This is a genomic window from Gordonia paraffinivorans, assembly GCF_900683595.1.
GTDB classification, from domain to species: Bacteria; Actinomycetota; Actinomycetes; order Mycobacteriales; family Mycobacteriaceae; genus Gordonia; species Gordonia paraffinivorans.
The window spans coordinates 537,872-549,602 of the sequence record NZ_CAACYD010000005.1 but is presented as its reverse complement, the minus strand read 5'-3'; the positions used below and the strand labels follow the sequence as shown (position 1 = coordinate 549,602).

Here is an 11,731-nt window from a genome sequence, read left to right as displayed (position 1 = left end):
ATGTAAGTGTGGCCTGAGTCATACTAACAACGGTTAGTGATCTTGGAGGAGAGATGGAACTCAGCGAGGCAATGCGCACGACGGGCACGTGCCGCTACTTCAGCGACAAGCCGGTCGAGGACGAGGTCTTCTACCGAGCTTTCGACGATGCGCGCTTCGGCCCGCAGGGCGGCAACCGCCAGCCCGTCCGATGGGTCGTGGTGCGCGACGACACGAAAAAGAAGCAACTCGCCGACCTCTACCTGCCGTACTGGGAGGCCTACTACGGCGCCGTCGTCGAGGGGTCGAAGAAGGTTGGGGCGATCCCGAAGACGGTCGAGAGCGCGAACTACTTCGCCCACCACCTCGCCGAGGTGCCGGCACTCGTCGTCGTCTGTGCCGAGATGGAGGGACTCCATCCCACCGACCACGAGCTCGGCCGGCTCAGCGTCGTGGGCGGGGCGTCGATCTACCCGAGCGTGCAGAACCTGACCCTCGCTCTCCGCCAGCAGGGCGTGGCCACCGCGCTCACGACGCTGCTGTGCGCCTCGGAGAACGAGGTCAGACAGTTGCTGGGGATCCCGGACGAGTACATCACTGCGGCCCACATCGCGGTCGGGTACCCGCGGGACGGCTTCCCGCGCAAGCTCAGCCGCAGCCCGGTGGAGGAGATCGCCTTCCTCGACAGTTTCGACAACCGGATGTTCGCATGAGCGCCTCCGCCGTGACCGGGGGCCGGGCCCTCACCGGCATCCAGACCTCACCGCTGGGACGCGCGACCATCGGTGACCAGCTGCGCCGCCTGTCCCGCTCGCAGGGCTCCAAGCCCGCGATCATCGCCTACGACGCCGATGGCGGTCGGGTGCCGACGACGTACGCGGAGCTCGATTCGATGGCGAACCGCGTCGCCCACGTCCTGCTCGACCTCGGGGTCGGGCGCGGGGACCGCGTGGCGGTGATGAGCCGCAACCGGGTCGAGACCGTCGCGACCTACTACGGCGCGCTCAAGGTCGGCGCCGCCTACTCCGGCGTGAGTCCGATGTTCCGGGAGCGCGAGATCGCCCAGCAGCTCGGCCATCTCGAGCCCGCCGTGCTCGTCGTCGAGCGCGATCTCGCGCCGCTCGCGGGTCCTGTCGCCGACGGGTTGGGGATCTCGGTGCTGGTGGTCGGGGAGCCGGGGACCGGTGCGTGGAACTCGTTCGACACTCTCGTCGGGCGCGCCGACGACGCCGAACCCGACTGCGAGGTCGACGAACACGACTTGGCGATGGTCGTCTACACCAGCGGGACCGAGGCCACGCCCAAAGGTGTGCAGATCGCTCATCGCAACTACCTGATCTCCACCGCCCCCGCCTACACGTGGGGCCTGCGCTGCCAGAACGACGACGTGTGGCTCTATGTGATGCCGTTTCACACGATCGCCGGCATCGGGTCGCTGACCTCGCTGACGCTCCTCGGCGCGACGCTGGTGCTGCCCGCCGCCGTCGACCCGGCGACGTCGCTGCGCATGATCCGCGACGAGAAGATCACGGTCCTCGCCCAGACCCCCACCTTCTTCATCGCGCTGGCCAACCATCCTGATTTCGGCCCGGACACCGTCGGCACGGTCCGCCGCTGCCTCACCTACGGCGGCCAGGTGTCGCCGCATGCGGTCGACGCCTGGGCGGCCGCCACCCCGGAATCGGTGTGGGGCACCTACTGGGGCCAGTCCGAGCTCACCCAGCTCGGCTCGGTCGGTTGGTTCAAACGACTCGAGGACGTCCCCGACCAGGACCCCACCTGGATCGGAAAGCCGGTCGGCCACCTCGAGGTGAAGGTCGTCGATGCCAACGGCGACGAGGCCGAGGAAGGTGAACTGCTCTGCCGCACACCGTCGGTGATGCTCGGCTACTTCAAGGACCCGGAGCGCACGGCGCAGGTCCTCGAGGGCGGCTGGGTGCACACCGGCGACATCGTGCGCATCGACGCCGACGGCAACATGTTCTTCCGCGACCGTCGCAAGGACATGATCAAGACCGGCGGGTTCAACGTGGCGTCGCAGGAGGTCGAGCGTGTGCTGCAGGCCCACCCCGACGTCGAGCGCGCCGCGGTCGTGGGCCTGCCGGACCCGTACTGGTCGGAGGTCGTCACGGGTTTCGTCGTGCTGCGCGACGGCGCGACGGCGACCGCCGAGGGACTCCGCGATCATTGCCGTGATGAACTTGCCTCGTACAAGGTGCCCAAGTCGGTCCACATCGTCGACGAACTGCCGACCGACGCCCAGGGCAAACTGCTCAAACGCGAGCTGAGGAGAGCCTATGGAACCGGTCAGGGCTGACGAGGTGACCGAGCCCGGGGTCGGGAAACCGACTGCGACGCATGAGCGTCCACGGACGCGTCGGGACGAGATCGTCGAGGCCGCCGCGCGATATTTCGCCGAGCATGGCTACGCCAACGCCGGCATGCGCGACATCGCCGAGGCTGTCGGCATGCGGGGCGCGAGTCTCTACAACCACTTCCACTCGAAGGAGGAGATCCTCTACGCAATCGCCCTGCGTATGACGCAGGACCCGCAGGAGGATCTGCTGCTGCTCGACGGGGACGGCGGTCCGGCGCAGCGCCTCACGGCCCTCGTCGAGGCGCATGTCCGACGCCTGGCCCGTCACCGGGTCGAACACCTCGTGGCCCTGCGCGAACTCAACGCGCTCACGCCCGAGCATCGCCGCGTGGTCACCGACTACCGCAAGTACTACCAGCGGCGTATCCGCGACGTCATCGAGGCGGGCACGCGTCTCGGGGTCTTCACCACCCGCGATCCGTACCGGTCCGCGGTCGCCGTGCTGGACCTGATGAACGGCATCAGTTGGTGGCTGCGCGACGACCACGACGTCGACCAGTTGGTGGCCGACTACGTCGATTTCACGATCCGGGGTGTCCTGCACCACGATCCCGGCTCATGAGCGGTCCACTGACCGGCGTGCGGGTCGTGGAGATGCCCGGGCTCGGACCCACGCCGCACGCGGCGATGCTGCTGGCAGATCTCGGCGCCGACGTCACGCGCATCCGGCGCCCCGGCGCGGAGCCGTCCGGCCCGGACGGGATCGCCGGTGCCGATGCGGCGCTGTACCGGTCGCGTCGCAGCGTCGAGGCCGACCTGAAGGACCCCGAGGACGTGTCCCGGGTCCGTGAACTCATCACCCGGGCCGACATCGTCATCGAGGGCTTCCGGCCCGGGGTCATGGAGCGCCTCGGTCTCGGACCCGAGATCTGCGACGTTGCACCGCGACTCATCTACGCGCGGATGACCGGATGGGGCCAAGAGGGGGATCGGGCGCGGACCGCCGGGCACGACATCAACTATCTGGCGGTCACCGGCGTCCTCGAGGCGATGGGGCCGATCGGCTCGCCGCCGGTGCCGCCGCTGTCCCTCGTGGGCGACTTCGGCGGGGGATCGATGCTGCTCGTGGTCGGGGTGCTCGCGGCGTTACACGACCGAGAGCGCACCGGGCGAGGTCAGGTCGTCGACGCGGCCATGGTCGACGGGGTCGGTCTGCTCGCGCAACTGCAGTGGTCGTGGAAGGCCGCCGGGCGCTGGGTGTCTCGCGAGCGAGGCAACCTGCTCGACGGCACGGCGCCCTTCTACCGCACCTATCGCTGTGCGGATGGTCGGTTCGTCGCCGTCGGGGCGCTCGAGGAGACGTTCTGGCGCAACCTGATCGGGGTGTTGGGCCTCGCCGACCTGCCCGACCGCTGGGATCGAGCGCACTGGCCGGTCATCGGCGAGGCGCTCTCGGCGCGGTTTGCCGGCCGGACGCGCGACGACTGGGTCACCGCGTTCGACGGTGTCGACGCCTGTCTCACACCGGTTCTCGACCTCGACGAGGCGGTCGCCGATCACGACGCCGTCAGACGAGGAAGCCACGTCGAGGTCGACGGAATGGTCCAGGCGGCGCCGGCTCCCCGCTTCTCCAGGACGCCGCTGCCCGTTCCGGCGCCGGCGTCCGCCGTCGACCTCACGGAGGTCCTTTCCGAGTGGTCGGCCGGGAGCGTCGACGCCGTCTCGTAGTCGATACCGGGCAGAACCTCGGCGAGACCGGCGTGTGGGGCCGACTCAGCCGAGATCGCGTCGGGTCAGCCCGACGAATCCGGCCGCGAGGGCGATGACGGCGCACAGCGTGACCACGATGATGCCGCCCGGTGTCACGGCGTCGAGGGGTGCCTGCGGCAGATGCCGGAACGGTGAGGCGAGGAGCATCCGGTCCGGGAGCCGGAAGGACTCGCCGAGGACCTCGGTGACGACACAGTACGCGACGTACGTCCACGCGAGTGCGGCGGCGAGGCGGGGGAGCAGGCCCATCCCCGCGACCGCGACCCCGACCATCAGCCAGATCCCCGGCAGGTACACCGTCGACGCGGCCACCAGCCGCGGGATCTGGCCGGGGTCGTCGGATGCGAGAGCGTGGGCGAGCCCTTCGCCGGCTGCGCCGATCAGCATCACGACGGTGGCGCCGCCGACGGCCATCGCGACGTGACCGGCGAACCAGGCGAGCCGGTCCGTCCTCGCCGCGACGACGAGTTCGACGCGGTCGGAGGTCTCCTCGCGCCGCGCCCGCAGGGCACCGTTCACCCCGTGCGCCGCCGCCAGCAGCGCGGTGATCATGAGGGTCAGCGCGAGATAGGAGTTGACCGCGTCGGCGGCACCACCGGGCAGGAACGCGGCGAAGACGCACCCGACGCCGGCGAGGGCGACGCCGGTCAACACCGAGCCGCCGACGGGGAGCCCGGTGGCGATCGCGGTGACCGCCACCGCCACGGCCACGGCGAGATTCGCGACGCCGGCGAGTGCCAGTGCGGTCGCGACCGGGGCGGCACGCCCGACGCGGGCAGATCGGATGAGTTCGGTTCGGCCGGTCTCCTCGTCGGTGCGGGTGAGTCGGCCCACCAGCAACATCGACATGAGCGCCACGACGACAGCGGCGTACCCGAAGACCTGGAAGACGATCTCGCCGCCGATGTTCTCGAGCAGTTCGACGGGGCCGGCGAATGCCAGTACCGCGGGGTTGGCGCCGATCGTCTCCCTCAGCGCGGCGAGTTCTTCCGGTGTGTCGTAGAAGCTCTGGCTGGCGACGGACTGGACCCCGATGAGCGCCGCGGTGCCACCGACCCAGCAGACCAGTGCCACGAGCTCACGTCTGAGGTGGAACCGGAGGAGGGTTCGGAATCCGATGACGTCGACCGACCTGATCCCGGACATCCGCCGGCCTCAGATCTCGTAGTGCCGGAGGAAGATGTCTTCGAGCGTCGGCGGCGTACTGGTTAGGTCGCGGACGCCGAGGCGGGCGAGTTCACCGACCACCGCGTCGAGCGCGGCCGAGTCGACCGAACACCGGACGCGGTTGCCGTCGGTGACCAGATCGTGCACGCCGTCGATCGTGCCGAGAGATGAGGCGTCGCCGTCCGATTCGGCGACGATCTCCAGCCGACCCAGATGGCGTAGCTCCGACAATGATCCGCTGTCGACGGTCCGGCCCGCTCGGATGAGGGTCACCCGGTCGCACAGTGCCTCGACCTGCGCGAGGATGTGGCTCGACAGCAGGAACGTGCGGCCGCGTCGGCGTTCCTCGTCGATGCAGCGCTGGAACTCGGCCTCCTTCAACGGATCCAGACCCGATGTCGGCTCGTCGAGGAGGAGGAGTTCGGCATCGGAGGCCAGCGTCGCGATCAGCGCGACCTTCTGCCGGTTGCCCTTCGAGTACGCCCGTGACTTCTTCCTGGGATCGAGTTCGAAGCGCTCGATCAGTTCGTCCCGGCGGCGCCGATCCGGCTTGCCACGAAGACTGCACATGAGGTCGATGACCTCGCCGCCGGTGACCCCGGGCCAGAGGTTCACCTCGCCCGGGACATAGGCGATCCGGCCGTGCAGGGTGATGTTGTCGCGCCAGGGATCATGCCCCAGGACGCGGACCACGCCCGAATCGGCGCGCATCAGCCCGAGCAGGACACGGATCGCGGTGGTCTTGCCCGAGCCGTTCGGCCCGAGGAATCCGTGAACCTCGCCCTCCTCGACGACCAGGTCCAGCTCGTCGAGCGCCCGGAACCGGCCGAAGGTCTTGACCAGCCCGGAGATCGAGATCGCCGTCATGGACCCAGCCTAGGACGCACGAATGCCCCGGTCGCGAGGGCGAAAGTCACTCCTCGCGACCGGGGCACCGCGCGGGGTCGGTGGTCGCTAGCCGAAGAGGCCGCCGAGCGAGCCGCCGCCGACGTCGCCGCCGTTGTCGCCGCTGCCGTTGTCGCCGCCGTCTTCTGCTGCGCAGCCGGTGACCGTCATGTGGTGCCACTGGCGGTCACCGATCCACTCGGGACCGCCGTCGCCGAGGTTCCCGGCCGGGCCGAGGACCATGCGGTAGCTGATCTTGTGGGTCGCCGCGTCCGGGTTCGGCAGCGGCGGGTTGTAGTTGTCGGTGAGGTTCTTCAGATCCTTGACGTAGGTCGCCGTCTTACCGGGCGTGCGGTCCTTCACCATCCAGATGTTCCCAGGCTCGTTCTGGCCCATCGTCGGGATGTCGTCGGGCCATGCCGGGGAGTCGGCGATGGTGTTCCCTGCGATCCGGCCGTAGGGGAAGGGAGCTGCCGACGTGGTACGCAGCTCACTCTGGGTGTCGTCGATGATGTAGTCGACGGTGTAGCTGGTGATGTTGGTCTCGTTGTACAGCGTGAACTTGACCTTGCAGTCTCCCAGGTCCTCGGCCCAGAACTGGACCGGTCCGGTGCGCTGTCCCTCATCGGCGGCTTGAGCGACGCCGGGCGCCACCGAGAGCCCCATGCCGGCGGCGGCGAGAGCCGCGAGACCGGCCATGACTGTTTTCTTGTTCCCCATGTATCACTCCGTTGGTTTCTCCCCGACCCCGCAGGCGACGCTAGGTAACGGTCAATTGACCAATTTGTGATCCGCGCTACATGGCATCGAGTTGTCGTTACTGACACGTACTTTTCGCGTATCAAACGATCGACTTGAACAACTGTTCCACTGCACATCGCCTCTACCTGCGGTTTTGCGGCAGAGATGCCGTTCTTCGCGTTGGGAGCAAAGGCGGCAAAACAGACACCCTGCTCGCTCTTGGTTGTTATGGAGATGATTCTTCGGCGTGGCTCGCGCGGTGTCCGGGGGTGTCGGGTTCCAAGGCGCGCCGGCCCTGGAGGCGTTGGCTCAAAGAGGTGGACCGATCGGTCGCGGACACGAAAAAGCCCCGGCCGTCGGCCGGGGCTTTTTCGTTGATGTGGTGCGCGATACAAGGATTGAACTTGTGACCTCTTCCGTGTCAGGGAAGCGCTCTCCCACTGAGCTAATCGCGCGGGTCTCCTTGGAAGTGACCGCGTCTCGCGGGTCTCACCGAGCGGATGACGGGATTCGAACCCGCGACCCTCACCTTGGCAAGGTGATGCGCTACCAGCTGCGCTACATCCGCATGTCTGCGAGCGATCTTGTGGACCGTCTGCTCGCAGTGCGAAGAGAAACATACGCGACGGGTCCCGGTTTTCACAATTCCGCTGGTGGGACGGTCGTAGCGGACTGGGTGAGCTGACCGCCGCCGGCTTTCGCGCACGATGCTTTCGTGGCGCTCGGGGGGTGTGGGGTGTACGGAACCGGGAGTGTCCGTTCTCGGGGCCGGCCCTGTCGGCGCGAGTGCTGGGTGAGGGGCCCTCGAAGGCGGGGCGAAGACAAGGGCGGGGCGCAGACAAGGTCGGGCGAACAGACAAGGCCGGGGTCGTAGACGCAGTAAAGCCCCGAGGACACAGTAAAGCCCCGAGCCGAAGACCCGGGGCTGACTGATCGAACAGTGGTGCGCGATACTGGGATTGAACCAGTGACCTCTTCCGTGTCAGGGAAGCGCTCTCCCACTGAGCTAATCGCGCGAGACCTTGTGAAATTATGGTGTGGAGGTGGCGACGGGAATCGAACCCGTGTACACGGCTTTGCAGGCCGTTGCCTCACCACTCGGCCACACCACCAGATGCGAGTCGACTCGCGCCGAGCGGATGACGGGATTCGAACCCGCGACCCTCACCTTGGCAAGGTGATGCGCTACCAGCTGCGCTACATCCGCATGCCCACGAGCGATCTTGTGGATCGTGCTGCTCGCGGTGCGAAGAGAAACTTACGCGATGCCTTCCGAACTTTACAAATCGGCAGGTCAGGCGGGGTGCAGTGACGCAAATTCCCAGGTTGTGATTCCTCAGAGGGTCCGAAACGGGCGGCTGTGACGTGGCGCACGTGGGCGATTTGGGAACTCGGGGCAAGGCGTGTAACCTTCTGGCTCGTGCACGACGCGCCCACCGCGAGGCGGCGCGACGAACACGGTCCCGTGGCTCAGTGGAAGAGCGTCCCGTTCACACCGGGGAGGTCGCTGGTTCGATCCCAGCCGGGACCACCATCACAAGCATGAAACCCCGTCGGTGACGCCGGCGGGGTTTTTGCATGTGGCGGTCTCTTACGCGGACGACCCCGTTCCCCTCGCGTAGCCTGAGCGTCAACCGATCAGATGACCGATTCCGGGGTGGGGACATGGCGACATCTCCGACGGACACCTCACGAGCGGGCGATACGAGGCCGTCGCGCTCCCGGTGGCATCGCGTTCGTGTGCACGCGCGTCATCGCCGATACATCGTGCGGTCGAGCCCCCGGTGGTATCCCGTCTATCGCGTCGCGGTCGCCGTCGTCGGCACGGTCGTCCTCGCCTGCGGCATCGTCGCCATCCCATATCCGGGTCCCGGGTGGCTGATCGTCTTCCTCGGACTCGGCATCCTCGCCTCCGAGTTCGCCTGGGCGCACGGGCTGCTCACCTTCGTGCGGCGACAGTACGACCGGTGGATGGACTGGATCTCCCGGCAGCACTGGTCGGTGCAGTCGATCTTCTGGATAGGGACGTGCGCGGTGGTCCTGGTGACGCTGTGGTTGCTGAACGCGATCTACACGGTTGCCGGCTGGGTCGACCTCGACCATCTCGGGTGGCTCGCGAGTCCGATCTTCTCCTGATCCGGAGGGGTTCCGTCGGTCGTCGGGCCGCGCGGATACCATCGGAGACGCAACCGTCCGATCCGGACGCGCTCTCGCGTGTCCGAACCCCACTCAAGGAGCGCCCCCGTGCCCGACGACGTCCAGGTGACCAGCCCAGCCACGATCCGTGTGCCGGCTGGGACGACCGCGGGCACCGCAATGCGAGAGCACGACCTGCCCAACAAGGGTCCCGAGGCGATCGTCGTCGTGCGCGACCCCGAGGGCAACCTGCGTGACCTGTCGTGGGCTCCCACCGAGGACACCGACGTCGAGCCGGTCGCGGCGAACACCGAGGACGGCCGCAGCGTCATCCGGCACTCGTGCGCCCACGTCCTCGCGCAGGCGGTGCAGGATCTGTTCCCCGAAGCCAAGCTCGGCATCGGCCCGCCCATCAAGGACGGCTTCTACTACGACTTCCAGGTCGCCGAACCCTTCACGCCCGAGGACCTCAAGGCCCTCGAGAAGAAGATGAAGCAGATCATCAAGTCGGGGCAGCGCTTCTCACGCCGTGTCTACGAGTCCAAGGACGAGGCGCGCGCCGAACTGGCGGGCGAGCCGTTCAAGCTCGAGCTGATCGACGACAAGGGCGCCGCCGACGACGCGGAGGTCATGGAGGTCGGCGGCGCGGAGCTGTCGGTCTACGACAACCTCAACCCGCGTACCGGCGAGCGCATCTGGTGCGACCTGTGCCGCGGCCCGCACGTGCCGACGACCAAGTACATCGCGGCGTTCAAGCTGACCCGGTCGTCGGCCGCCTACTGGCGCGGTGATCAGGACAACGCCGACCTGCAGCGTGTCTACGGCACCGCGTGGGAGTCCTCGGAGGCCCTCGACACCTATCTCGAGATGCTCGCGGAGGCGGAAAAGCGCGACCATCGCAAGCTCGGGTCCGAGCTCGACCTGTTCAGCTTCCCGGACGAGCTCGGTTCGGGCCTGCCGGTGTTCCATCCCAAGGGCGGGATCATCCGCAAGGAGATGGAGGACTACTCGCGGGCGCGGCACGTGGCGGCGGGCTACGAGTTCGTGAACACCCCGCACATCACCAAGGGCCACCTGTACGAGGTGTCGGGACACCTCGACTGGTACCGCGACGGCATGTTCCCGCCCATGCACGTCGACGCCGAGTACGACGAGAACGGCGAGGTGCGCAAGCCCGGGCAGGACTACTACCTGAAGCCGATGAACTGCCCGATGCACAACCTGATCTTCCGGTCGCGCGGCCGGTCGTACCGGGAGCTGCCGCTGCGCATGTTCGAGTTCGGCTCGGTGTACCGGTACGAGAAGTCCGGCGTGGTCCACGGCCTCACCCGCGTGCGCGGCATGACCCAGGACGACGCGCACATATACTGCACCCGGGAGCAGATGCGGGACGAGCTGACCTCGATCCTGAACTTCGTGCTCGGCCTGCTCAAGGATTACGGCCTCGACGACTTCTACCTCGAGCTGTCGACGAAGGACCCCAAGAAGTTCGTCGGTTCCGACGAGGTCTGGGAAGAGGCGACCGCCACCCTCGCCGAGGTCGCGCAGGCCTCCGGTCTCGACCTCGTGCCCGATCCGGGCGGCGCCGCGTTCTACGGCCCCAAGATCTCGGTGCAGGCCAAGGATGCGCTCGGCCGCACCTGGCAGATGTCGACGATTCAGCTCGACTTCAACCTGCCGGAACGCTTCGAGCTCGAGTACACCGCGCCGGACGGCACCAAGCAGCGTCCGGTGATGATCCACCGCGCGCTGTTCGGGTCGATCGAGCGGTTCTTCGGCGTCCTCACCGAGCACTACGCCGGTGCCTTCCCGGCCTGGCTGTCGCCGGTCCAGGTGGTGGGCATCCCGGTCGCCGAGGCCTTCGCCGATCATCTGCAGGGCGTCGTCGACGCGTTGCGGGCCGCGGGCATCCGCGCCGAGGTCGACCACTCCGACGACCGCATGCAGAAGAAGATCCGCAACCACACCACCGGCAAGGTGCCGTTCATGCTCCTCGCCGGTGAGCGCGACGTCGAGGCGCACGCGGTGAGCTTCCGGTTCCGCGACGGCACCCAGGTCAACGGGGTGCCGGTCGGTCAGGCGATCGCGGCGATCACCGAGTGGGTCGGCAGCCGCCGCAACGAGTCGCCGACCGCCGAGCTCATCGAGTCGCGGCTGTCCGCGGGGGTCGTCGATGGCTGAGTCGTCGGGCGAGATCCGCGACCAGGGCGTGGGTGTGGGTGATCGGCTCGAGCGGCTGTGGAGCCCACACCGCATGACCTACATCGCCGACACCAAGCCGGCCGATAAGAGCGGTCACCCGTTCCTCGACATCCCCCGGATGTCCGACGAGGACGGTCTGATCGTGGCGCGCGGGGAGCACGTGTACGCGGTGCTCAACCTGTACCCGTACAACCCGGGCCACACGATGATCGTGCCCTATCGCCAGGTCGCCGACCTCGAGGATCTCACCCCCGAGGAGGCCTCCGAGCTGATTGCGTTCACGCAGAAGATGATCCGCACCATCAAGGCGGTGTCGAACCCGAACGCCTTCAACGTGGGTCTCAACCTCGGCTACGCCGCGGGCGGTTCGCTCTCGGAGCATCTGCACCAGCACATCGTCCCGCGCTGGATGGGCGACGCGAACTTCATCACCATCGTCGGCGAGACCAAGGTGATGCCGCAGCTGTTGCGCGACACGCGCGCGTTGCTCGCCGAGGCGTGGCAGCGCCTCGATGACTGACGGGGAAGGAGCTC

General features: G+C 67.7%; 10 protein-coding genes and 6 tRNA genes. 8 read left to right on the top strand and 8 right to left on the bottom strand.

The window, feature by feature from the left end; translation table 11 throughout:
- Positions 1–53: 53 nt before the first annotated feature.
- Genes E1P53_RS04640 through E1P53_RS04625 form a run of 4 tightly spaced genes read left to right on the top strand, consistent with a single transcriptional unit; the run spans position 54 to position 4,024 of the window.
- On the top strand, positions 54–692 hold the full coding sequence (locus E1P53_RS04640; RefSeq protein ID WP_006899128.1) for a nitroreductase family protein: 639 nt from the start codon (positions 54–56) through the stop codon (positions 690–692).
- Positions 689–2,296 carry a class I adenylate-forming enzyme family protein gene (locus E1P53_RS04635; RefSeq protein ID WP_131733592.1) on the top strand — a complete coding sequence of 536 codons (1,608 nt, stop codon included), beginning with the start codon at positions 689–691 and terminating at the stop codon, positions 2,294–2,296. Before E1P53_RS04640 ends, E1P53_RS04635 begins: the two co-directional genes overlap by 4 nt.
- The gene (locus E1P53_RS04630; protein ID WP_006899126.1) at positions 2,277–2,918 is read left to right on the top strand and encodes a TetR/AcrR family transcriptional regulator; all 642 of its coding nucleotides are present in this window, start codon (positions 2,277–2,279) and stop codon (positions 2,916–2,918) included. Before E1P53_RS04635 ends, E1P53_RS04630 begins: the two co-directional genes overlap by 20 nt.
- Positions 2,915–4,024 (top strand): CaiB/BaiF CoA transferase family protein, encoded by a 1,110-nt coding sequence (locus tag E1P53_RS04625; protein WP_006899125.1) that lies wholly within the window; start codon positions 2,915–2,917, stop codon positions 4,022–4,024. The genes E1P53_RS04630 and E1P53_RS04625 overlap by 4 nt, the downstream gene beginning before the upstream one ends.
- Positions 4,025–4,069: 45 nt before the next feature.
- Here the strand turns inward: E1P53_RS04625 and E1P53_RS04620 are convergent, their stop codons facing one another.
- The 8 genes from E1P53_RS04620 to E1P53_RS04585 form a co-directional block, all read right to left on the bottom strand.
- Entirely contained in the window at positions 4,070–5,212 is a 1,143-nt protein-coding gene (locus E1P53_RS04620; RefSeq protein ID WP_131733591.1) for an efflux permease Rv1217c-related protein, read from the bottom strand.
- A 9-nt stretch (positions 5,213–5,221) separates the two neighbouring features.
- On the bottom strand, positions 5,222–6,100 hold the full coding sequence (locus E1P53_RS04615; protein WP_131733590.1) for an ABC transporter ATP-binding protein: 879 nt from the start codon (positions 6,098–6,100) through the stop codon (positions 5,222–5,224).
- Positions 6,101–6,187: 87 nt separating this feature from the next.
- The gene (locus E1P53_RS04610) at positions 6,188–6,838 is read right to left on the bottom strand and encodes a hypothetical protein (RefSeq protein WP_131733589.1); all 651 of its coding nucleotides are present in this window, start codon (positions 6,836–6,838) and stop codon (positions 6,188–6,190) included.
- A 401-nt stretch (positions 6,839–7,239) separates the two neighbouring features.
- Positions 7,240–7,314 (bottom strand) — tRNA-Val (locus E1P53_RS04605).
- Positions 7,315–7,354: 40 nt separating this feature from the next.
- Positions 7,355–7,427, bottom strand: a tRNA-Gly gene (locus E1P53_RS04600).
- 373 nt (positions 7,428–7,800) lie between these two features.
- A tRNA-Val gene (locus tag E1P53_RS04595) sits at positions 7,801–7,875 on the bottom strand.
- A 22-nt stretch (positions 7,876–7,897) separates the two neighbouring features.
- Positions 7,898–7,971 (bottom strand) — tRNA-Cys (locus E1P53_RS04590).
- A gap of 22 nt (positions 7,972–7,993) precedes the next feature.
- A tRNA-Gly gene (locus tag E1P53_RS04585) sits at positions 7,994–8,066 on the bottom strand.
- A 252-nt stretch (positions 8,067–8,318) separates the two neighbouring features.
- Between E1P53_RS04585 and E1P53_RS04580 the strand changes: the two genes are divergently transcribed.
- From E1P53_RS04580 to E1P53_RS04565, 4 genes are all read left to right on the top strand, one after another.
- Positions 8,319–8,393, top strand: a tRNA-Val gene (locus E1P53_RS04580).
- A gap of 131 nt (positions 8,394–8,524) precedes the next feature.
- Positions 8,525–8,995 carry a TIGR02611 family protein gene (locus E1P53_RS04575; protein WP_131733588.1) on the top strand — a complete coding sequence of 157 codons (471 nt, stop codon included), beginning with the start codon at positions 8,525–8,527 and terminating at the stop codon, positions 8,993–8,995.
- Between the two features lie 108 nt (positions 8,996–9,103).
- Positions 9,104–11,176 (top strand): threonine--tRNA ligase, encoded by a 2,073-nt coding sequence (gene thrS / locus E1P53_RS04570; RefSeq protein ID WP_109238462.1) that lies wholly within the window; start codon positions 9,104–9,106, stop codon positions 11,174–11,176.
- Entirely contained in the window at positions 11,169–11,717 is a 549-nt protein-coding gene (locus E1P53_RS04565; protein ID WP_131733587.1) for an ATP adenylyltransferase, read from the top strand. Before thrS ends, E1P53_RS04565 begins: the two co-directional genes overlap by 8 nt.
- Positions 11,718–11,731 lie beyond the last annotated feature (14 nt).

Bases quoted from the DNA above. Each gene is read 5' to 3' on its own strand.
- E1P53_RS04640 (WP_006899128.1), top strand. From the start codon at position 54: ATGGAACTCAGCGAGGCAATGCGCACGACGGGCACGTGCCGCTACTTC.
- E1P53_RS04635 (WP_131733592.1), top strand. From the start codon at position 689: ATGAGCGCCTCCGCCGTGACCGGGGGCCGGGCCCTCACCGGCATCCAG.
- E1P53_RS04630 (WP_006899126.1), top strand. From the start codon at position 2,277: ATGGAACCGGTCAGGGCTGACGAGGTGACCGAGCCCGGGGTCGGGAAA.
- E1P53_RS04625 (WP_006899125.1), top strand. From the start codon at position 2,915: ATGAGCGGTCCACTGACCGGCGTGCGGGTCGTGGAGATGCCCGGGCTC.
- E1P53_RS04620 (WP_131733591.1), bottom strand. From the start codon at position 5,212: ATGTCCGGGATCAGGTCGGTCGACGTCATCGGATTCCGAACCCTCCTC.
- E1P53_RS04615 (WP_131733590.1), bottom strand. From the start codon at position 6,100: ATGACGGCGATCTCGATCTCCGGGCTGGTCAAGACCTTCGGCCGGTTC.
- E1P53_RS04610 (WP_131733589.1), bottom strand. From the start codon at position 6,838: ATGGGGAACAAGAAAACAGTCATGGCCGGTCTCGCGGCTCTCGCCGCC.
- E1P53_RS04575 (WP_131733588.1), top strand. From the start codon at position 8,525: ATGGCGACATCTCCGACGGACACCTCACGAGCGGGCGATACGAGGCCG.
- E1P53_RS04565 (WP_131733587.1), top strand. From the start codon at position 11,169: ATGGCTGAGTCGTCGGGCGAGATCCGCGACCAGGGCGTGGGTGTGGGT.